The organism is Massilia sp. 01N417 (assembly GCF_056399645.1).
On the sequence record NZ_JBFTRS010000014.1, the window covers coordinates 122,121 to 142,288 of the forward strand.

General features: G+C 61.7%; 17 protein-coding genes. 6 read left to right on the plus strand and 11 right to left on the minus strand.

From position 1 onward, the window contains the following. Positions 1-7 precede the first annotated feature (7 nt). The gene (locus tag AC1DOQ_RS16210) at positions 8-1,225 is read left to right on the plus strand and encodes a tyrosine-type recombinase/integrase (RefSeq protein ID WP_477366181.1); all 1,218 of its coding nucleotides are present in this window, start codon (positions 8-10) and stop codon (positions 1,223-1,225) included. 61 nt (positions 1,226-1,286) lie between these two features. On the opposite strand, the gene AC1DOQ_RS16215 is transcribed toward AC1DOQ_RS16210, so the two are convergent. The 3 genes from AC1DOQ_RS16215 to AC1DOQ_RS16225 all read right to left on the minus strand — a co-directional run bounded on the left by AC1DOQ_RS16215 (position 1,287) and on the right by AC1DOQ_RS16225 (position 4,229). Next, entirely contained in the window at positions 1,287-2,264 is a 978-nt protein-coding gene (locus AC1DOQ_RS16215) for a hypothetical protein (RefSeq protein ID WP_477366184.1), read from the minus strand. Between the two features lie 114 nt (positions 2,265-2,378). Then, positions 2,379-3,419, minus strand: a complete 1,041-nt coding sequence (locus AC1DOQ_RS16220) for a DUF262 domain-containing protein (RefSeq protein ID WP_477366187.1) — start codon at positions 3,417-3,419, stop codon at positions 2,379-2,381. Between the two features lie 3 nt (positions 3,420-3,422). Then, the gene (locus AC1DOQ_RS16225) at positions 3,423-4,229 is read right to left on the minus strand and encodes an FRG domain-containing protein (protein WP_477366190.1); all 807 of its coding nucleotides are present in this window, start codon (positions 4,227-4,229) and stop codon (positions 3,423-3,425) included. Positions 4,230-4,683: 454 nt separating this feature from the next. Between AC1DOQ_RS16225 and AC1DOQ_RS16230 the strand changes: the two genes are divergently transcribed. The 3 genes from AC1DOQ_RS16230 (at position 4,684) to AC1DOQ_RS16240 (ending at position 6,086) form a co-directional block, all read left to right on the plus strand. Beyond that, positions 4,684-4,938: a helix-turn-helix transcriptional regulator gene (locus tag AC1DOQ_RS16230; protein ID WP_477366193.1), complete on the plus strand. Its 255-nt coding sequence runs from the start codon at positions 4,684-4,686 to the stop codon at positions 4,936-4,938. A 59-nt stretch (positions 4,939-4,997) separates the two neighbouring features. Then, positions 4,998-5,393, plus strand: coding sequence for a hypothetical protein (locus AC1DOQ_RS16235; RefSeq protein WP_477366196.1), 396 nt, complete (start codon positions 4,998-5,000; stop codon positions 5,391-5,393). A gap of 267 nt (positions 5,394-5,660) precedes the next feature. Then, a complete protein-coding gene (locus AC1DOQ_RS16240; protein ID WP_477366199.1) occupies positions 5,661-6,086 on the plus strand; it encodes a hypothetical protein in 426 nt (141 codons plus the stop codon). A gap of 62 nt (positions 6,087-6,148) precedes the next feature. Here the strand turns inward: AC1DOQ_RS16240 and AC1DOQ_RS16245 are convergent, their stop codons facing one another. From AC1DOQ_RS16245 to AC1DOQ_RS16255, 3 genes are all read right to left on the minus strand, one after another. Beyond that, on the minus strand, positions 6,149-6,532 hold the full coding sequence (locus AC1DOQ_RS16245) for a glyoxalase superfamily protein (RefSeq protein ID WP_477366202.1): 384 nt from the start codon (positions 6,530-6,532) through the stop codon (positions 6,149-6,151). A 79-nt stretch (positions 6,533-6,611) separates the two neighbouring features. Beyond that, positions 6,612-7,742 carry a sensor histidine kinase gene (locus tag AC1DOQ_RS16250; RefSeq protein ID WP_477366205.1) on the minus strand — a complete coding sequence of 377 codons (1,131 nt, stop codon included), beginning with the start codon at positions 7,740-7,742 and terminating at the stop codon, positions 6,612-6,614. A gap of 72 nt (positions 7,743-7,814) precedes the next feature. Then, entirely contained in the window at positions 7,815-8,495 is a 681-nt protein-coding gene (locus AC1DOQ_RS16255) for a substrate-binding periplasmic protein (RefSeq protein WP_477366208.1), read from the minus strand. A gap of 305 nt (positions 8,496-8,800) precedes the next feature. Between AC1DOQ_RS16255 and AC1DOQ_RS16260 the strand changes: the two genes are divergently transcribed. Both AC1DOQ_RS16260 and AC1DOQ_RS16265 read left to right on the plus strand, forming a co-directional pair. Continuing rightward, a complete protein-coding gene (locus tag AC1DOQ_RS16260) occupies positions 8,801-12,175 on the plus strand; it encodes an MHYT domain-containing protein (protein ID WP_477366211.1) in 3,375 nt (1,124 codons plus the stop codon). After that, complete coding sequence (locus tag AC1DOQ_RS16265; protein ID WP_477366214.1) at positions 12,172-13,182, plus strand: response regulator; 1,011 nt, start codon at positions 12,172-12,174, stop codon at positions 13,180-13,182. Before AC1DOQ_RS16260 ends, AC1DOQ_RS16265 begins: the two co-directional genes overlap by 4 nt. A gap of 34 nt (positions 13,183-13,216) precedes the next feature. Here AC1DOQ_RS16265 and AC1DOQ_RS16270 read toward each other — a convergent pair whose 3' ends face one another. The 5 genes from AC1DOQ_RS16270 to AC1DOQ_RS16290 all read right to left on the minus strand — a co-directional run bounded on the left by AC1DOQ_RS16270 (position 13,217) and on the right by AC1DOQ_RS16290 (position 20,153). Continuing rightward, positions 13,217-14,368, minus strand: coding sequence for a glycosyltransferase family 4 protein (locus tag AC1DOQ_RS16270; RefSeq protein WP_477366217.1), 1,152 nt, complete (start codon positions 14,366-14,368; stop codon positions 13,217-13,219). Positions 14,369-14,394: 26 nt separating this feature from the next. Next, complete coding sequence (locus AC1DOQ_RS16275) at positions 14,395-15,513, minus strand: glycosyltransferase family 4 protein (RefSeq protein WP_477366220.1); 1,119 nt, start codon at positions 15,511-15,513, stop codon at positions 14,395-14,397. Beyond that, positions 15,510-16,451, minus strand: coding sequence for a GDP-mannose 4,6-dehydratase (locus tag AC1DOQ_RS16280; protein ID WP_477366223.1), 942 nt, complete (start codon positions 16,449-16,451; stop codon positions 15,510-15,512). The genes AC1DOQ_RS16275 and AC1DOQ_RS16280 overlap by 4 nt, the downstream gene beginning before the upstream one ends. Position 16,452: 1 nt before the next feature. Further along, on the minus strand, positions 16,453-17,496 hold the full coding sequence (gene gmd / locus AC1DOQ_RS16285; RefSeq protein ID WP_477366226.1) for a GDP-mannose 4,6-dehydratase: 1,044 nt from the start codon (positions 17,494-17,496) through the stop codon (positions 16,453-16,455). 344 nt (positions 17,497-17,840) lie between these two features. Continuing rightward, positions 17,841-20,153, minus strand: coding sequence for an NADP-dependent malic enzyme (locus AC1DOQ_RS16290; RefSeq protein ID WP_477366229.1), 2,313 nt, complete (start codon positions 20,151-20,153; stop codon positions 17,841-17,843). Positions 20,154-20,168: the final 15 nt, after the last annotated feature.

The window sequence follows — 20,168 nt, forward strand, 5'->3', positions numbered from 1 at the left end:
ATCCAAAATGCCCAAGATCTGCACACCGCTGACGGACACCGCTATCCGCAACGCCAAGCCAAGGGAGAAAACCTACACTCTCGGCGACGGCGAAGGCATGTACCTCGAGGTCATGCCGAATGGGACAAAATTCTGGCGCATGGCCTACCGGCAGCCGAACGGCAGGAAAAACCGACTGACCTTTGGTAAGTATCCGGTCGTGTCGCTCGCCGAGGCGCGCACCAGGCGACTGGCGGCGCGCAGGCTACTGGATCAAGGGATCGACCCAGGCCGGGCCAAACGCGAAGAAAAGGAAGGCTATGCAACGGCGGCGCAACATACCTTTGAAGCGGTCGCCCGCGCATGGCTCGCCAAGACCAAGGCAAGCCGCGCCACCAGCACGCAGGAGAAGAATACAGCTTGGCTCGAAGGGAACGTCTTCCCGGTAATCGGCTCCCTCCCTATCTCCACCATTAAACCCAAGGACGTGCTTTCCGCACTTCGACGGATCGAGGCGCGCGGTGCGATCGAGTCGGCGCACAAGATCAAGCAGCTATGCGGTCAGGTCTTCAGGTTCGCGGTCGCCAGTGGACTAGCCGACCGTGATGTCACCGTGGACCTGCGCGGCGCGCTGTCAGCGGTCCCGGAAGCGCACTACCCTGCGATCACCGAGCCGGCGCAGGCTGCGAAACTTCTTCGCGCGATAGACGCCTATAACGGGCATGCCTACGGCACTTTCGCGCTCAAACTTGCGCCGCTCGTATTCGTTCGCCCTGGAGAGCTGCGTACCGCTGAATGGTCCGAAATCGACCTCGATGCGGCCGAATGGCGTATTCCTGGCTCCAAGATGAAGATGGGGCAGGATCACATCGTGCCTTTGGCGACGCAAGCCGTGGCTCTGCTACACGAGCTTCATGCGATGACAGGGCATGGCAAGTTCGTCTTCCCAAGCATGCGCACGAGCACACGCTGCATGAGCGAAAACACGGTCAATGCGGCCTTGCGTGGCATGGGCTACGGCAAGGACGTAATGACCGGCCACGGTTTCCGCGCTATGGCGCGCACGATCATGGATGAAGTGCTGGGCGAGCGGGTTGATTTAATTGAGCATCAGCTTGCACATGCCGTTAAGGACCCTAACGGGCGCGCGTACAACCGCACGGCGCATCTGCCTGCCCGGCGACTGATGATGCAGCGCTGGGCAGACTACCTTGATTCAATAAAACAAGCGACGCGAGGATTCTAAGCGACTAAAGAAGGCCAAATTTGATCAATACGGTACGCCGTGCGCGGCAGGATGCCTATTATCAAACGTATTTTACCCATAACGCCACACCTGCGCCAACAAATGCGATAACTACAGCTGAGAAAATTTGGTACAGCTTTATGCTTCTCTCTTCAGCTGCCTCCCGAGCCTCCTTATCCTCCTTTACCTTCTGTCTAGCACGCTCGCGCAAATTCACATGGTGCTTTGCTGCTGCCATCAACACACCTTCATCAATTAGCTTGACATTAATGCGCGGGCCTACCGGTAGACCGCTTTCCACTAGGCTATTCAATGTCACTTCATCAAGCCGGTCGAAAAGCGATTGAAGTCTATTAAGTGCCTCTTTTTCTGCTGGACTTCGATTGCCTACAGCATTATCAGTCTCTGCAATAATTTCATTTGCGAGGTACCCACGCCATAGTGTCTCTTCAAAAATTGGCTCAGTTACGATAGCTAGGCTTTGAAATACCCCCAAGAGATAGCCTCGCCAAGCCGCTTCAGCGAATTTCTCATCGTCAGCGTGTTCCTTGATATATCCAGCATGCATTGCAGTTATCAATCGATACCATTCGAGAGATTGCTTGTCTTTCGCGAACTCTTCAAACATCTGCTTTACATGATCGCCATTTTGAGGATCTAAGTTTTTCCCAAATTCAGTTGCGGTAAGAAATTTATCGTATTCGTCCTCTAAACGACTAACGTTGTCTCTAAAGTCTTCCAGTGACGAGACATAATTAGTAAAGATCTTCTCTAATAAGAATCGAAGACCGGGCCGAAACAGCCTTCCGTTCGGCGCTGGCTGCAACGACAATTTTATCCATCCCTCAGGGATTGTAAATTTTTCTCCTGGCTCGACACTTATACCGTCGGATTCATTTTTCCTGACGAAATATTTTGTACGATGGCATTGATCACATTGCTTGTGCAAATGTGGTACGTTTAATGGAACGGTTGAGGCTGCACAGTGAGGACAAAACCTCTCAGGTAAAGCCCCCGCCTCTTTAGCATCAATTTCCATATTTTCCTTATCTATTCTCGAATTATAGCCACCACAAATACTTTTATACAGAACTTACCAACGGCATAATGCTGCTGTTATTCGTCCATCGGGACTCTTAACAGTATTTCTGACTCAGAACGAGTGGAGGCGCTTTTCTAGTATTTGGTATGCCGCTGTCAATCCGCTCTCGTCATTGATGTTTCTTGATGCAGCTTCAAACGCGAGAATGTCTGGGCTTACTTGAGCCGCATCGCTCCGTGAAACTTTTGCGTTTCTTCTCTCCTTGAAAAAATTAACCAAAAATGGCCGAATTTTTTCCTTTGAGGAGGGATTACGTTTAACCATCTCATAAATGATTGGCACCAGTCCATTGGATGCAAGCACCGGATCTTTAGGAAAGAAAATCCCCTCCATTACCTCAAGGTTTCTTTCAACGCGATGTGCAACCTCAAGAAAACGATCAAAATTTTCCGGTGCCTGCCCTTCTTTTACCATACGGTCTAATTGTTTCTTCTTTGTGTCGACAAAAGCCCCATGTGATTCTATGAGTAAAAGCTTTGCTGCCACGTTGGAGTCTTGACGTCGCGCCGTGTTGAAGCGAACACATTCATGAAAAAAGCGTCGGTCCGTTAATTTCCTTATGAATTCAGGAACAACTCCAGACATTGCGTTTCGCAATTCTGCGCCCGTAAGATTTTTGCTTCGATTTAGTCGAAGAAAAAGGTCTCGAATCTTCCCTTCATCATCAGTTATTACACTCATTACGTCCAGATTGAACTGATCCAAAGTGTCTGCCACGGAAGGAAATTTTTCTTTTAAAGCTCCATAGCGCAGCCCCGCCAACTGTAAATTTGGCTTTGAGAATAAAACAAAATCATCATTCAAAGCCACCTCATTGTTGATAAACCCGAAGATAGCCTCTAGTCGCTGCCTTCCATCAACTACTGCATAAGGAAGATTTTTTGTGTTCAGTGGCGTGTCGAGGATATTAAAATCCGCGAAATACATTTTAGGGATATCATATTCGTTGAGAATCGAATCTATCAAATAAGCTTTATCCTTATCACCCCAAATATCACCTTTACGTTGATAGGGTGGATCAACATCGATCTTCTCGCGTTTCGAGTACCACCAACTTACTGTACGTTTCTCGTGGGCTTGTACTTTAAACATTTTTTATACCTTATAGCCAAAAATACGTTTTGATTCTCGCGCTAAACCTTCCAGGTCAGGATAGACAGCAGCATCAGAAACACCCATACTTATCAATTGCCGCAATAGCCCATCCACATGTACTCTGGGAATAATTAGTTTCTTTAATGTGTCTTGATGAAATACGCCTTCAGTAAATATCGTCTCCATCGGGCTAAGTGACTTACCAAAGAGACAGAAAGAGCCGCGCTGTGCGACTATCCGTGGGCTATTATGGATACCTAGAATTGCAACGGGATGTTCGTTTATATACCTGAGATCGCCCCCTGGTTTATAGCTCTGCGCGATCATTGCATCACTTGGCGAAAGAGCGCCTCCACGGTAGCTTCGGTTAGCAAAGATGGTTTCGTTCCACATTACTGGAGAAAGAACCCACACTGCTACGTCTTTTTCTGGCTCACCTGCCGAATTTCGGACCACAGAGCTGACACCGAAGAAAAGCGCCGTTAGAGGATTTTCGGTCCAATCGAGCAAGCGAGTAGGCATCCCATAATGCTGCATCAAAAACAAGAATTCCCACTCATCTGACAATCTATGAGTTAGATAAGGTATAGACCTTTCTTTAAATCGAGAAAGGAACTTTTCCTCCATTTCGAACAATCGTTCAGCGGATGTGATACTTGCGTTGCGGTGAATTGAAGGACTTAGTGTGTACTCGGAGGAACCAGCGCCCCGGAACCACCTCGCCCCAAACTCTTCCTGTGCTGATGCTCCCGCTACCTCAATATAATGCTGCAGTGACTCGACGTTTATGATCTGTAGGTTCGGCATGATTCCCTCTTAGTAGCATTAAATCATACCTCATAAATTGCCATATAGATATCATTTGTGAATTTCCTCCGCTAAATTGTGATAGCACAGTTTGCGAATACGCTGACCATACAGCAAGAAAACCGCATCAGCAGCCAGACCCCGTTTGCCCGCAGTCCCGAAGGGACGAGGACGAAATGTTTGATCTCGAAGAGATTAAACATTTAAGACACCGGTCTATCCTGCCCTCCGAAACCAAACTCCAAAACCCTGCTTTCAACATGTCGAACCTCCCCTAATGACGCTTGCATAAGTGCCAGCGCAATGCTGGGCTCGCTACCAACGGCACACTGCTATCTGCGTCGCAGCCGCGCTAACTGATCCGCGAAGTCCAACGTCCGACAAAGTAGCGAAACGCGGATGATCCGGCCACATAGCTGCGATGCTTCTCTCTACGGCCACTTTGGAGGCGTACATGGATCAGCAAACGGTCAATGTTGCGGTTGAACGCCGTGCGTCGAGCAATCGTGCCGACGTTCGGTTCCTCAGATTGAAGGAGGTACTAGCCATCTGCGGTAAGTCGCGAAGTAGCCTCTATGACGCAATAAAGAAAGGAGACTTTCCCAAACCTGTGAAGCTCAGCGGTAGGTCGTCCGCCTGGATCAAAAGCGAAGTGGAACAGTGGGCAGTCGATTGCATTCGCGCCCGCCGACAGGACTTAAGACCTTGAGACGGCGCGTGATCGGGCAAAACATGCAAGCCGCAGCCAGCGAAGCTTGAGCAGCTTGCATGCGAGCTGGCCAAAAAGTTCGTAATGACGAACTCCTGGTCTGGGCTGGCGGCATGCAAAAAGGTCAGAAGTTCGTCATGACGAACTTTTTGCGAATTTCGTCGCGACGAAATTTTCGGCCCGATCTGCCGCGACGCCAATCATCCGGCCGTGTCAAACAAAGCGAACCTGAACCGGCAGCACAGGTCAAACCTGTACCACGAGCTTCCGCAAACGAAAACCGCACCCATACCCTGAACGGCTGTGTATCCATGAGTGTATCCACGTCACAGATGAGCTTGCCAAGAAAACCCAGCAGCCACGCGGCCGCCGGCGAGCTCATCGATTCCGGCCGGAGCACCAAAAGCAAGTTTCAAGCAGTCCAAGAAGGTCCACTAAATCTGCAACTCTCATAGTGAGAACGCGGGTTTTTTGTTCCTCAGGCGCTCGTAAAGTCCCTAGCCCTGACAATCCCCCCGGCCGAAACCTGACCTCATTTCGCGCGGATATGACTTTTCCAGGTTCCAGACAGTTTCGTGATGCGCGCCCTGCATGCCTTGTGCCGGATGGACGCTGGCCTAGACTGAAGTACCGCAAGGACAAGACCGGCCCTGCGGCACCCGACGCCCGCCACGAGGCTGATTTGGCGTGACGCCTGTCCAAAGTTTCTACTTTGCGAAGGAATGATCATGCGCCCCTTATCTCTCCTGATTCCCGCATCCCTGCTGGTGCTTGCCGCTGGCGCTATTGCGCAAACCCAACCCTACCCACAGCCCGATACTGCGCCGATCTCGACCGTGACGGTGACCGGCCAGGCCAGGACGGTCCGGCTCATGCCCGACGAAGTCAGGCAGATTGCCGGAACCTATGACATGGCGAATGGCTGGCGACTGGAAGTGCGCGGCAAGCCGGAATACATCGACGCGACCATCGATATGGAAAAACCGATGCGGCTCAAGGCCGTATCGAAGAACAAGTTCGTTTCCGGCGACGGCAACGTGGTCATGGAATTCAACCAGGGCACGGGCGACGACATGAAGATGAGCTATGTTCCCGACCCCAGCAAGCCATCGATGGTGTCGATACCCGCGCAGAAGGCCAAGCGCTGAGCCCTGCGTATCGAGGACGACCGCTGGAACGCCAACCGCCGCTTGGCGTTCCAGGGCTCGACCTAGTCCGCCGGCTCCTGTTCCCTCTCCTGCTCCACCAACGCAATACACACCCCGCTCGGATCGATGATCGAGAACTCGCGCGTGCCCCACGGCCGTGTGCCGAGCGCGCCGTTCGGATGCACGCAGCCGGCCGCCTGGCAGCGCTCATGCAGCGCGTCGACGCCGTCGACGACGATCCGCAGGCTGGTCTGGTCGGCCAGGTACTTGTCTTCATTGAAAAACAGGTTGAGCCAGGCCGAATCGCGCCCGACGATCGCGAACCGGGCTGGTTCGGCGTCGCGGTAATCGAGTTCGAAGCCGAACGCGTCGCGATAGAAGCGAATGGCTTCTTCGACGTCGCGGGCAGGAATCAGGGGTGACACACGCAGGAAACGGGTTGCCATCGGAGCCTCATCTCGGGAGCCGGCCGGGATGCCGGCTGATCGTCCACGATACCCCTGGGTTATCGGATGGTCAACAAAGCTAAGCCACCTGCTCCTGAAAAGGCCGCGCATCCACCGGCACATCGATCACGAACACGGTCCCGGAATCCGCATCGCTGAACACCAGCGCGCTGCCGCCGTGGCTCTGCGCCACCGTGCGCACATAGGGAAGGCCGATGCCCCAGCTGCCGGTCGGCGATTCGCCGGCGTCCTTCGAACGCACGAACTGCTGGAAGATCGCCTCGAATTCGCCGGGCGGGATCGGCTTGCCCTGGTTGCGCACCGAGATGACGGCGCGCTCGTTTTCGGCGCCCACGTGGATGTGGATCGGCGTGTCCGGGTCGCCGTACTTCTGCGCGTTGTTGAGGAGGTTTTCCAGCGCCCGTTCGAGCGCCGCATGGCTCCACCAGCCGTTCACTTCCCCCCCCTCGACGCGCACGTCGGCGCCCTGGTAGTCGCGGGCGCGCTGGGCCACCGATTCGACCAGCTTCAGCATGTCGAACTGGCTCAGCGCCAGCTTGAGGCGGTCGCCGGACTGGATCGCCAGCGCGTCCAGCAGCTCCTTCAGCATGGTCGCCATGCGCTCGCCGTTCCTGAGGATGCGGCCGGCCCAGTCGGCGATCTCGGGCGGCGGATTCAGGCGCAGGATCAGCTGCGCGCCCATGGCGATGTTCGATACCGGCTGGCGCAGGTCGTGCGCGAGCGCGCCGGCGAAGCGTTCGCGCAGGGCATTGGCGGCGACGATGAAGGCGCGCACGCTCTCGCGCACCGCCAGGTCGATGGTCAGGTGCAGGGCGCGGCGCTCGGGGCCGGTCAGCGCGACCTCGTGCGCATCCAGCATGTCGAACAGCACGCTGCGGAAGATCTGGAACTCGGCCAGGATGGACTCGGCGTCGTAGTCGGTCAGGTTGGCCCGCTCGACCCCGTGCTCGGCGGCGATGGCCGAGACGTCGACGCCGTCGCGTCCAAAATAGGCCGGGGTCAGGAGGGCACACATCCGTTCGTACAGCACCGGCACCGTATCGATCAGTACCGGATGGCTCAGCGTTCCCGTACGCGGCAGGACGTCGCGCAACTGCTCTTCCCACACGCGCAGGACGGCGTCGCGCAGGGACAGCATGCGAAGGGAGCCAAGCGAGAACCGGTCGGCCGGGATGAGGGATGCCGTCACAACTTCCTCTGGGGTTCAGTTGCAGGTTTTCCATCATACATAAACGACCCGTTCCGGGTCGCACGCGGAAACTCAGCGTTGCGCCGGCATGCCGACAGCGTCGTAGCGGTGCAGGATCTGCTGCAGGGTGCCGTCGCGCTCCATCGATTCGAAGGCCGCGTTCATGCGCGCCGTCAGGGTGTCGGGCACGCCGCGGTTGCAGGCCAGGTAGACGCGGATGCGGTTGAAGACCAGCACCGGCACGATCTTGTCGCCATAGCCCAGGCGCGACAGGGTGGCGCTGCCGCGCCGGAAGCTGGCGGCCCAGAGGTCGATGCGGTCCGCCATCAGCTTGCGTGGATTGAGCAGGTCGTTCGGCGCGGGATCGACGTCGAAGCCGCGCGTGCGCAGATACTGGTCGCGGGCGTCGCCGTTATAGGTGCCGATGCGGTATTTGCGCGCCTCCTCCAGGCTGTCCAGATGCAGATTGCGGCCGGCGCGCGCCATCAGCACCCACTCGGCTTCGCCGATCGGTCCGATCCACTTGAACAGGGCTTCGCGCTCGGGCGTGCGGGTGGTGGAGAACACGCAGGTATCGTCGTGTTCGAGCGCCGCGGTGTAGGCGCGCTTCCATGGCAGCAGCTCGATCGTGTGATCGATGCGGGCGCGCGTCATGATCTCGCGCACGGTGTCGGCGCCGATGCCGACCACGCGCTGCCCGTCCTGCATGCTGTGCGGCGCCGCGGCCTCGGTGGTGAGATGCAGACGCGGCACCGGCTGTGCCTGCGATGCGGCACAGCCAAGGGCAAGCATTGCGGAAACAATGATTGTGTCGATTCGCATAGCGCACCCGATGCCAACGCTGCCGTCTGGCAGCGACCTGTGCAACTAGCATACCAGCAACATCCGCCCCGCGGCAATTCATAGCAACTCGACAATTTTCGTCAATTTGGTGGTGCCAACGCGACAGGAATTGCTGTCAAACGGTCACTATCTACATGTACCATAACACTTTCCTGTGAGAAAGTGACATACTTGCGTGCCTGTCGCCAACAATCGTCGTCATTTTCATCAAATTTATGCTGTTTTCATTGTTTAACGTGCCCGACGATCCGTCCCTGCTGAGTTACGGGATATATACGCCGGGCCTGGTGATCCTGTCGGTGCTGGTGGCCATCTTCGCGTCCTGGATGGCGCTGCTGATCGCCGGCCAGGCGGCCGTCAACCGTAGCCAGCGCTGGCTCGTGCTCGGCACCGGCAGCCTGGCGCTGGGCACCGGCGTGTGGGCGATGCACTTCATCGGCATGCTGGCCTTCGACCTGTGCACCGACGTCGATTACGATCCGGTCGCCACCATCATCTCGGGCGTGCCGAGCATCTTCGCTTCCCTCGCCGCGCTGTGGCTGATCTCGCGCGAGCGCCTGGGCGGCTGGGGCCTGCTGGCGGGCGGCGTGGTGGTCGGCGCCGGCATCGGCACCATGCACTATGCCGGCATGGCGGGCATGCGGATGGGCCTCGAACTGCACTACAACCTGCCGGTGTTCCTGCTGTCGATCGTGGTCGCGGTGGTGCTGGCGACGCTGGCGCTGTGGGTGCGTTTCGGCCTGTCCAGCCTGTCGCACCGCCTGAGCCAGGGCCGCCGCATCTTCCTGGCCGCCGTCGTGATGGGCTGCGCCATCGCCGGCATGCACTATACCGGCATGGAAGCCGCGCGCTTCGTCGGCCGCGCCGCCCAGACCACCCACAAGGCGCAATCCGATACCTTCCTGGCGCTGGCGATCAGCCTGATCACGGTCGCCTTCACCATCTTCGTGCTGGGCGGGAACGGCCTGCTGCGCTACCGCCAGCTGTTCCGCGAACTGTCGCGCAGCGAAGCCTGGATGCGCGCCCTCCTGACCACCACGGTGGACGGCGTGGTCACCGTCGACCGTTCCGGCACCATCCTCGAATTCAATGCCTCGGCCGAACGCATCTACGGCTGGACGCGCGAGGAGATCCTCGGCCAGCACATCCGCGTCCTGATCGGCAACGAGGAAGCCTCGGCCCAGGTCGGCCTGCTGCGCACGCTGCAGACCGGCGAACTGTCGGCCAGCGCCAAGAGCGCCGACGTCACCGGCCGCCGCAAGGACGGCAGCATCGTGCCGATCCGGCGCGCGGTCGGCCATACGCGCCTGGACGACAAGGAGCTGTTCGTCTGCTTCATCACCGACATCAGCGAGCGCCGCGCGATGGAACAGGCGCTGCGCGCCAGCGAGCAGCAGTTCCGTTCCCTGATCGGCAACATCCCCGGCATTTCCTACCGCAGCCTGCTGGAAGGCGACCGTTCGCTGGTCTTCATCAGCGACGCCGTCGAGCGCATCACCGGCTACCCCGGCAGCGACTTCGTGCCGGCGCAGCCGGGCAAGCCGGCGCGCCGCAGCTTCGACGCCCTGATCCACGCCGCCGACCGCGTGCGCGTGCTCGATGCGATCGAGACGGCACTGCGCGACGACCACCCCTACCTGGTCGAGTACCGCCTGCTGCACGCCGACGGCAGCGTCCACTGGCTGTGGGAAAACGGTACCGGCGTGCGCAACGACGCCGGCGATCTGCACTGGCTGGACGGCGTGATCCTCGACATCACCGAACGCCGCCAGATGGAAGACGCGCTGCGCGAAGCGAAAGAGAACGCCGAGCAGGCCGCCGCCGCGCGCGCCAGCTTCGTCGCCAACATGAGCCACGAGATCCGCACGCCGATGAACTCGATCCTCGGCTTCACCGACGTACTGCTCGACGGCGAGCTGGCGCCCGAACAGCGGCGTCACCTCGATACGATCCGCAGCGCCGGCCGTGCGCTGCTGCGCCTGCTGAACGAGATCCTCGACACCGCCAAGCTGGAAAAAGGCGCGGTCGAACTCGAACAGAACGACTACAACCTGCTGTCGCTGATCGACGAACTGTCGTCGACCCTGGCAGCCAATGCGCGCGCCAAGGGCCTGCACGTCGACATCCACTACGACCCCGCCCTGCCGACCTGCCTGCGCGGCGACGAGCTGCGCGTACGCCAGGTGCTGACCAACCTGCTCGACAACGCGATCAAGTTCACCGAAAAGGGCAGCGTCACCCTGCGCGCCTCGCTGCAGGACGAACAGCTGCACTTCGAGATCAAGGACACCGGCATCGGCATCGCGCCGGAGCGCCTGCAGGCGATCTTCGATCCCTTCACCCAGGCCGACGCCTCGATGACGCGCCGCTTCGGCGGCACCGGCCTGGGCACCACGATCAGCAAGCAGCTGGTCGAGCTCATGGGCGGCAGGATCTGGGCCACGAGCGAACAGGGCAAGGGCACGGCCTTCCACGTGGTGCTGCCGCTGCTGCTGGCGCGCTTCGCGCCGCAGCAGCCGCGCGTACGCACCCCGGCCGCCCTGCCGCCGCTGCGCGTGCTGGTGGCCGACGACGTGCCGCAGAACCAGGAACTGCTGCAGCTGCTGCTGGCGCGCCGCGGCCACACCATGACCGCCGCCGGCGACGGCGCCCAGGTGGTCGAGCTGGCCGCCCGCGAAGCCTTCGACGTGATCCTGATGGACTTCCAGATGCCGACCATCGACGGCCTCTCGGCGACCCGCCTGATCCGCCAGCAGGCCGAAGCCGCCGGCCGGCCGCGCGTGCCGGTGATCGCGATGACCGCCAGCGTGCTGGCCGAACACCGCCGCGCCAGCGTCGACGCCGGCATGGACGGCTTCGCCAGCAAGCCGGTCGACTGGTTCGCGCTGTCGCACGAGATCGCCCGCGTGCTGGGCCTCGGCAGTGCCCAGCCGGACCCGGACCTGCCGGCCCAGGAACGCATGACCCTGAACCGCCAGGCCGGCCTGCGCCGCTGGAGCCAGAAGGAAGACGCCTACCTGGAGGCGCTGGCGCATTTCGAGACCCAGCACGCCGGGCTGGTCCAGGCCCTGGCGGCGCAAGCCTCCAGCGCCGACTACCGCGCCCTGCGCATGCTGGCGCACCGGGTGCGCGGCGTGGCCGCCAACCTCGGCCTGGAACTGCTGGCCGATGCCCTCGGCAAGCTCGAAGGCCTGGTCGACGGCGACAGCGGCAAGCTCTATCCGGGCTGTGAGGACACGCTGCGCGATTCGCTGACCCAACTGGAGGCGCTGCTCGACGGCGCCCTGGCGGAGATCCGCGCCGCGCAGCCGGCGCCGGCCACCGCCACGCCGGCGAAGGCCGTCCGTCCTGGCTTCGACCTGGATCGCGCCAAACGTGCCGGCACGGTGCTGCGCGATGCCCTGCGCCGCGGCGGACTGGACGACGCCGCCTCGGCCGGCCTGGCGGCTGCGCTGAGCGGCCACCCGCTCGCCACGCGCGCGGCCCAGGTCCACGCGGCGATCGCCGATTTTGATTTTGATTTGGCCCTGCAGCAGCTCGACGCCGTGCTGGGCGCCATCGACGACATGGCACAGGAGATGTCCGAATGAGTACCGTCAACCTTCCGCTGATCCTTGCGGTCGACGACGAAGCAAGCAACCTGCAACTGCTGCGCCAGATCCTGCAGGACCACTACCGCCTGCGTTTCGCCAAGGACGGCCCGCGCGCACTCGAACTGGTGCGCGAGGAATGTCCCGACCTGATCCTGCTGGACGTCATGATGCCGGGCATGAGCGGCTACGAAGTCTGTGCCGCCCTGAAGGCCGATCCGCGTACCGCCAGGGTCCCGGTCATCTTCGTGACGGCGCTGACCGACACCGACGACGAGCTGGAAGGCTTCGAGGCCGGCGCGGTCGACTACATCACCAAGCCGGTCAGCCCGCCGATCGTGCGCGCGCGCGTGCGCACCCACCTGTCGCTGGTGCGCATGGAAGAGCTGCGCGCGACGCGCCTGGAAATCGTCCAGCGCCTCGGTCTCGCCGCCGAGTACAAGGACAACGAGACCGGCCTGCACGTGATCCGCATGAGCCACTTCTCGCGCATCCTCGGCCTGGCGGCCGGCATGAGCGAGAACGAGGCCGACGACCTGCTGCACGCGGCGCCGATGCACGACGTCGGCAAGATCGGCATCCCCGACAGCATCCTGCAGAAACCCGGACCGCTCGATCCGGACGAATGGAAGATCATGCAGAGCCACGCCACCATCGGCGCCGAGATCATCGGCGAGCACCCGAACGGGATGCTGTCGCTGGCGCGCAACATCGCCCTCACCCACCACGAGAAATGGGACGGCAGCGGCTATCCGAAGGGGCTGGCGGGCGAAGCGATTCCGCTGGAAGGAAGGATTACGGCGATCGCCGACGTGTTCGACGCCCTGACCTCGGTGCGTCCGTACAAGAAGGCCTGGAGCGAGGAGGATGCGCTGGCCTTCCTGGTCGAGCAGAAGGGCAGGCATTTCGATCCGGCCCTGGTGGACCTGTTCATCGGCCAGATGCCGGCGATCCGCGCGATCCGGCAGCGCTGGGCGGAAGAGAACCAGGAACTCAAGGCCGCGTAATTCGTAGGGTGGGCACGGGGTGCCCACCCGGCTTTCATCCCAAACGCGTAGCCGGCGTCAACCCCACCTGCTCGCGCCGCGCCACCAGTTCCTGGTACAGGCTCACATACCCGTCCGCCATCTGCTCGGCGGTGAACAGCTGCCAGTAGCGCGCCTCGGCGCGGCGTCCCATCTCGCTGGCCAGTTGCGGATCGTCCCACAGGGTGCGCATCGCTTCGCGCAGGGCTTCGTGGTCGGAGGGCGGCACCACCAGGCCGGTCTGCTGGTGGATGTTGATGTAGGTGGTGCCGGTGCCGATCTCGCTCGAGATCATCGGCTTGCCGAACATCGCGCCTTCCAGCAGCGAGATGCCGAAGGCTTCCGAGCGCAGGTGCGACGGGAAGGACACCGCGTAGCACAGCTTGAGCAGGGCAACCTTGTCCATGTCGTCCAGCTTACCGACGAACATCACGTTCTTCAGGCCCAGGCGCTCGGCGTGGGCCTTCAGCTCCTGCTCGATCGGGCCGGCGCCGACGATCACCACCGGATAATCGGTGCCCGCCACCGCATCCAGCAGGATGTGCAGCCCCTTGTAGTAGCGCAGCACGCCGACGAACAGGAAGAATTTCGGGCCGACCTTGGCCCGCCAGTGGTCCAGCAGCGCCTCGTCCGGCTCCGGATAGCTGGACTTGTCGAGGCCGAAGGTGATCACGCGGGTCTTGTCGCGGTAGCGGTCCAGCACCGTGGACGAGCCCAGGTAGTTGGGCGAGGTCGCCACGATCGCGTCGACGCTCTGCAGGAAGCGGTTCTGCAGCGGCTGGTACAAGCGCAGCAGGGCCTTCTGGCGCACGATGTCGGAATGGTAGGTCACCACGCTGGGCTTGTTCACGCGCGCCAGGAAATGGGCCAGGTCCATGAAGGGCCAGGGGAAATGGTAGTGCACGACGTCGGCCTCGGCCGCCATGCGCGCCAGCGCGGAGATCGCCTGCAGCGACACCCCGTTCGATGCCAGCTCGAAGTTCTGCGGCACCCGGTGCACCATATGCCCTTCGAACTCGAAAGGCCGGAGCTCGGTCTCGCGCGACAGCGACAGCACCTGGTTGGTCACCCCCAGCCGCCCGGTTCCGACGCACATCTGGCGGATGACCTGTTCGATCCCTCCCACCGAGTCGGGATAGTAGGTCTTGTAGAAGTGAAGGATACGCATGGCTAAATCGCTAGAGCACTGAGTCTTTAGATGAGTGAACGGTAGACGGCGGCAGTCTGGCGCGCCGTCGCATTCCAGGTCAACTGGGCCGCGCGCGCGCGACCGGCGGTAATGCAGCGCGCCCGCAGCGAGGGTTCGCGCACCAGGGCCAGCATCGCCTCGCCGATCGCCCCGGCGTCGAGCGGGTCGACTTCGAGGGCCGCCCCGGCCGACACCTCGGGCAGCGAGGTCACGTTCGAGGTCACCACCGGCACACCCGATGCGAAGGCTTCGAGCACGGGAATCCCGAAGCCTTCGTACAGCGAGGGAAACACGAACACGCCGGCACCGGCATACACGTGGCGCAGCTGGGCGTCGTCCGTCAGGCGGTTCAGCCAGATCACCCCGGCGCCGTCCGCCACCTTGGCGGCGATCCGGCGCAGTAATTCTTCCGAACGGGCGCCGGCATTGCCGACGATGACCATCTGGCGCTCGTCGCGCACCGCCTGCGGCAGCGCGAGATAGGCTTCCAGCAGGCGCTCGACGTTCTTGCGCGGCTGCAGCGTGCCGACGAACAGGAAGTAGCCGGGCCGCAGCCCGCAGGCTTCCAGCGTGGCCGCCACTTCGCCCGGCGCCGGCGGTTCCAGCCATTCCTCGTCGACGCCGTTCGGCACCACCGAGATGCGGCGTTCGTCCACGCCGAAGCAGTCGACCAGTTCCTCGACCGCATACTGGGACACGGCGATCACGTGGTCGGCCTTCTGCGCCGCCTTGCGCTGCAGCCAGTTCTTCATTCCGCGCAGGCGCGGATTGCACCATTCAGGATGCTTGATCGGCAGCGCGTCGTGCAGGGTCGCCACCACCGGGCAATCCATCCGTGCCACACGGTAGTCGGTCGCATGGAAGACGTCGGCCGGCATGTGGATGCGGTGCGCGTTCGGCGTCAGCAGGTCGACCAGGGTGGCGCGCCCGAAGGATTGCGGCAGCGCCCGGCCCTCGCTGGGCGGGGTCTTCCCTTCCGGCCAGGAAAAGGGCAAGACCTCGCAGCCGGCAGCCGGCAGGTGGCGCAGCAGGGCCCGGGTGTACACCCCGATGCCGTCCAGCCGTCCGCCAGTGAAGCCCGGTTCGATCATGGTCGTTCCCAGGCCGACTCTCACTCCACTCACGCCGTGTACATCCAGCGCAGCGTGTCAAGCAGCGGGGTCGGCTCGAGCTTGCCGATGACGCCTGCCAGCTTGGCGTTGCTGCCGGTGAGCGTGAGCACCTCGTTGGCGCGCACGAAGGCGGGATTGACGTGCACTTCGATGCGGTAGCCGGCGATCTCGCTCATCATGTCGATCAGGCTTTCCAGCGAATGCGGCTGGCCCGAGCAGACGTTGAAGGCTTCGCCGGCGGGCGCGGCCGCCAGCAGCCGGCGATAGCTCCTGGCCACCATGCGCACGTCGGAAAAGTCGCGCGCGATCGCCAGGTTGCCCAGCTCGATGCGGCGCGCTTCCTTGCGGAAGTGGGAGACGATCTTCGGCAGCAGGAAATTCTCGGTCTGGCCGACGCCGGTGTAGTTGAACGGACGCGCGATCGTGATCGGCAGCTTGTCCATCCACAGGCGCGCCATGGTTTCCATCGCCAGCTTGCTGACCGCGTAGTCGTTGGCCGGATTCGGCGCCACGCTTTCGTCGATGACGGCCACGTCGGCGTTGCCGTAGATATTGGCGGAAGAGGCCAGCAGTACGCTGGCCGGCTTGTGCGCGCCGGCCGCCAGCGCTTCCAGCAGGTTGCGGGTGCCCACCACGTTGACGCGGTACATCTGGTCGGCATCGTTATGGGCCACGAAGGCGATGGCGGCCAGGTGCACGACCACATCCGGCCGCACCTGTTCGACGGCTGCGGCCACCGAGGCGCGGTCGAGCAGGTCGACGGCGAAGATATCCGGGCCGGTCGGCTCGCCCGGCAGCACGGTGCCGTGGACGTGGTAGCCGGCGGCGCTCAGTTCGCGCGCCATGTAATAACCGGTGAAGCCGCGCAGCCCGGTGATCAGGGCGCGCTTGCCCTCGCCTTCGCGCCCTTCGGCCATGCCGGCGACCTCGTCCGTGACCATGCGGTTCATGTCAGAACGAGAAGCCCAGTTCGTTGCGGCGCAGGTCGGCGTCGACCATCATCTGGCACAGCTGTTCCAGCGTGGTGCGCGCCTTCCAGCCGAGTTCGCGCTCGGCCTTGCCCGGATCGCCGATCAGCAGGTCGACCTCGGCCGGGCGGTAGAACTTGGGCGACACGCGCACCAGCAGCTTGCCGGTACGGCCGCAGTGGCCGGTTTCGCCCTCGCCCTGGCCCTTCCATTCGACGTCGATGCCGGCGCCGCGGAAGGCCATGCTCACGAAGTCGCGCACGGTCTCGGTACGGTTGGTGGCCAGTACGAAGGTGTCCGGCTGGTCGGCCTGCAGCATGCGCCACATGCCTTCCACGTATTCGCGCGCATAGCCCCAGTCGCGCTTGGCGTCCAGGTTGCCCAGCTCGAGCACCTCGAGCTTGTTCAGCACGATCTTGGCCACCGAGTCGGTGATCTTGCGGGTGACGAATTCACGGCCGCGCAGCGGCGACTCGTGGTTGAACAGGATGCCGGAACTGCCGAAGATGCCGTAGGATTCGCGGTAGTTGACGGTCATCCAGTGCGCATACAGCTTGGCCACGCCATACGGGCTGCGCGGGTAGAACGGGGTGCTCTCGACCTGCGGCACGGCCTGCACCTTGCCGAACATTTCGGAGGTCGAGGCCTGGTAGAAGCGCGCTTTCGGATGCACGATGCGAATCGCTTCCAGCAGGTTGACGGCGCCCAGGCCGGTGATCGAGGCGGTGGTGACCGGCTGCTCGAAAGAGACGCCGACGAAGCTTTGCGCCGCCAGGTTGTAGACTTCGTCCGGGCGGGTCGATTCCAGCAGGCGGATGCTGGAGGAGAGATCGGTCAGGTCGTACTCGACCAGCGACAGGTTCGGGTGGTTCTCGATGCCCAGTTCCGCGATGCGCCAGAAATTGACGGAGCTGGAGCGGCGGAAAGTACCCGTCACGTGGTACCCTTTTTCCAGGAGCAATTGCGCAAGATAAGCGCCATCCTGGCCCGTAATGCCGGTAATCAGGGCTCTTTTTGTAGTTTGCATGTTCTAGGTATTTCCAGGTGCTGGTCTGAGGAGGCCACCGCGGCAGGCGGCTGGCGTTTGGGAGAGTCCGGACCAGATCATTCCGACAAACCCCGCATTGTAACAGAGCCAATGCTTGCAGCTTTGCACGGAGACATCGTGCCAAAGACACAACATATACTTGACTATTATCACCCGAATCAGTTGAACCACGTCGCGTGATTACGCATTGTTACGTCTGCCTCAAGGTTCATTACAAGTTCTTCAAATGTACGGAACTTCTACATTTTGAAGACATTCATAGGGGAGCACCCATGAAAAAAGGCCGCGAACGGCCTATTTTCATGTCGCGAGAATGTTAAATCTCAGCGTGCGGATACGGCGTCCACAACGCACAACGCCGTCATGTTGACGATCCGGCGGACGGTGGCCGACGGCGTCAGGATGTGCACCGGACGCGCGCAGCCCAGCAGCACCGGACCGACGGCGATGCCGTTGCCGGCCGCGGTCTTGAGCAGGTTGTAGGCGATGTTGGCGGCGTCGATGTTCGGCATCACCACCAGGTTGGCATCGCCCTTCAGCGTCGATTGCGGCATGATCTTGGCGCGCAGCTTCGAATCCAGCGCGGCGTCGCCGTGCATTTCGCCGTCGACTTCCAGGTTCGGGGCCTTCTGCTGCACCAGCGCCAGCGCGGCGCGCATCTTCTGCGCCGACTCGCTGTTCGAGGTGCCGAAGTTCGAGTGCGACAGCAGCGCCGCGCGCGGCGTGATGCCGAAACGCTCCAGCTCCTCGGCCGCCATGATCGTGATCTCGGCCAGCTCTTCCGCCGTCGGGTTCTCGTTGACGTGGGTGTCGACCATCGCCAGCTGGCGTTCCTCGGTGATGACGAAGTTCATCGCCGCATAGACGTTGGCGCCCGGGCGCAGGCCCAGCACCTTGTCGATGAATTCCAGGTGGGCGTGGGTGGTGCCGTAGGTGCCGCAGATCATGCCGTCGGCGTCGCCCTTGTGGACCATCATGGCGCCGATCAGGGTATGGCGGCGGCGCATGGCCAGCTTGGCCATGTCCTGGGTCACGCCCTTGCGCATCACCATCTGGTGGTAGGTCTGCCAGTAGTCGCGGTAGCGCTCGTCGAAGTCCGGATTGATGACGTCGAAGTGCCGGCCGGGCTTCAGGCGCAGGCCGAACTTTTCGATGCGCTGTTCCAGCACGGCCGGGCGGCCGACCAGGATCGGGCGCGCCAGGCCTTCGTCCACCACCACCTGCACGGCGCGCAGCACGCGTTCGTCCTCGCCCTCGGCGTAGACGATGCGCTTGAGCTCGGCCGGGGCGCTCTTGGCAACCTGGAACAGCGGCTTCATGAAGGAACCGCTGCGGTACACGAACTGCTCCAGGCTTTCGGCGTAGGCGGCCAGGTCGGCGATCGGACGGGTGGCGACGCCGCCATCCATCGCGGCCTTCGCCACCGCCGGTGCGATATGGGTCAGCAGGCGCGGGTCGAAGGGCATCGGGATCAGGTATTCCGGCCCGAAGGACAGATTGGCGATGCCATAGGCCGAGGCCACGATGTCCGACTGCTCGGCATGGGCCAGCTCGGCGATCGCATGCACCACCGCGATTTCCATCTCGCGCGTGATGGTGCTCGCACCGCAGTCCAGGGCGCCGCGGAACATGTAGGGGAAGCACAGGACGTTGTTGACCTGGTTCGGGTAGTCCGAGCGGCCGGTCGCGATGATCACGTCGCTGCGCACGGCTTTCGCATCTTCCGGCAGGATCTCCGGGTTCGGATTGGCCAGCGCCAGGATCAGCGGATTCGGCGCCATCTTCGCCACCATTTCCGGCTTCAGCACACCGCCGGCGGACAGGCCCAGGAAGATGTCGGCGTCCGGCATCACCTCGGCCAGGCTGCGGTACGGCGTGTCCTGGGCGAAGCGCTCCTTGTCCGGGTCCATCAGCTCGGTGCGGCCTTTATAGACCACGCCGGCCAGGTCGGTCACGAAGATGTTCTCGATCGGGAAGCCGAGGTCGACGATCAGATCGAGGCAGGCCAGCGCCGCCGCGCCCGCGCCCGACACCACCAGCTTGCACTGCTTGAGATCCTTGCCGACCACCTTCAGGCCGTTCAGGATGGCGGCGCCGACGATGATCGCGGTGCCGTGCTGGTCGTCGTGGAAGACCGGGATCTTCATGCGCTCGCGCAGCTTGCGCTCGATGTAGAAGCACTCCGGCGCCTTGATGTCTTCCAGGTTCACGCCGCCGAAAGTCGGCTCGAGCGCGGCGATCACGTCGATCAGCTTGTCCGGATCGTTCTCGTTGATCTCGATGTCGAAGACGTCGATGCCGGCGAACTTCTTGAACAGCACGCCCTTGCCTTCCATGACCGGCTTCGACGCCAGCGGGCCGATATTGCCCAGGCCGAGGACGGCGGTGCCGTTCGAGATCACGGCAACCAGGTTGCCGCGCGCCGTGTATTTATAGGAGTTGGCCGGATCCTTGACGATCTCTTCGCAGGGAGCTGCCACCCCCGGCGAATAGGCCAGCGCCAGGTCGCGCTGGTTCAGCAGCTGCTTGGTGGCGGTGACGGAAATCTTGCCAGGGCGGGGAATCTGGTGATACTCGAGCGCTGCAGCACGCAGTTGTTGGCGTAATTCTTCTTTTTTGTCGATTGACGAATCCATGCTTTGCAGGCCTTC

What these genes read in the sequence shown, in the direction of transcription:
- gmd (WP_477366226.1), bottom strand. Translation starts at nt 17,496, where the DNA reads ATGCAAACTACAAAAAGAGCCCTGATTACCGGCATTACGGGCCAGGAT.
- AC1DOQ_RS16235 (WP_477366196.1), top strand. Translation starts at nt 4,998, where the DNA reads ATGCGAGCTGGCCAAAAAGTTCGTAATGACGAACTCCTGGTCTGGGCT.
- AC1DOQ_RS16245 (WP_477366202.1), bottom strand. Translation starts at nt 6,532, where the DNA reads ATGGCAACCCGTTTCCTGCGTGTGTCACCCCTGATTCCTGCCCGCGAC.
- AC1DOQ_RS16260 (WP_477366211.1), top strand. Translation starts at nt 8,801, where the DNA reads ATGCTGTTTTCATTGTTTAACGTGCCCGACGATCCGTCCCTGCTGAGT.
- AC1DOQ_RS16290 (WP_477366229.1), bottom strand. Translation starts at nt 20,153, where the DNA reads ATGGATTCGTCAATCGACAAAAAAGAAGAATTACGCCAACAACTGCGT.
- AC1DOQ_RS16240 (WP_477366199.1), top strand. Translation starts at nt 5,661, where the DNA reads ATGATCATGCGCCCCTTATCTCTCCTGATTCCCGCATCCCTGCTGGTG.
- AC1DOQ_RS16210 (WP_477366181.1), top strand. Translation starts at nt 8, where the DNA reads ATGCCCAAGATCTGCACACCGCTGACGGACACCGCTATCCGCAACGCC.
- AC1DOQ_RS16225 (WP_477366190.1), bottom strand. Translation starts at nt 4,229, where the DNA reads ATGCCGAACCTACAGATCATAAACGTCGAGTCACTGCAGCATTATATT.
- AC1DOQ_RS16280 (WP_477366223.1), bottom strand. Translation starts at nt 16,451, where the DNA reads ATGAACCGCATGGTCACGGACGAGGTCGCCGGCATGGCCGAAGGGCGC.
- AC1DOQ_RS16270 (WP_477366217.1), bottom strand. Translation starts at nt 14,368, where the DNA reads ATGCGTATCCTTCACTTCTACAAGACCTACTATCCCGACTCGGTGGGA.
- AC1DOQ_RS16215 (WP_477366184.1), bottom strand. Translation starts at nt 2,264, where the DNA reads ATGGAAATTGATGCTAAAGAGGCGGGGGCTTTACCTGAGAGGTTTTGT.
- AC1DOQ_RS16265 (WP_477366214.1), top strand. Translation starts at nt 12,172, where the DNA reads ATGAGTACCGTCAACCTTCCGCTGATCCTTGCGGTCGACGACGAAGCA.
- AC1DOQ_RS16220 (WP_477366187.1), bottom strand. Translation starts at nt 3,419, where the DNA reads ATGTTTAAAGTACAAGCCCACGAGAAACGTACAGTAAGTTGGTGGTAC.
- AC1DOQ_RS16230 (WP_477366193.1), top strand. Translation starts at nt 4,684, where the DNA reads ATGGATCAGCAAACGGTCAATGTTGCGGTTGAACGCCGTGCGTCGAGC.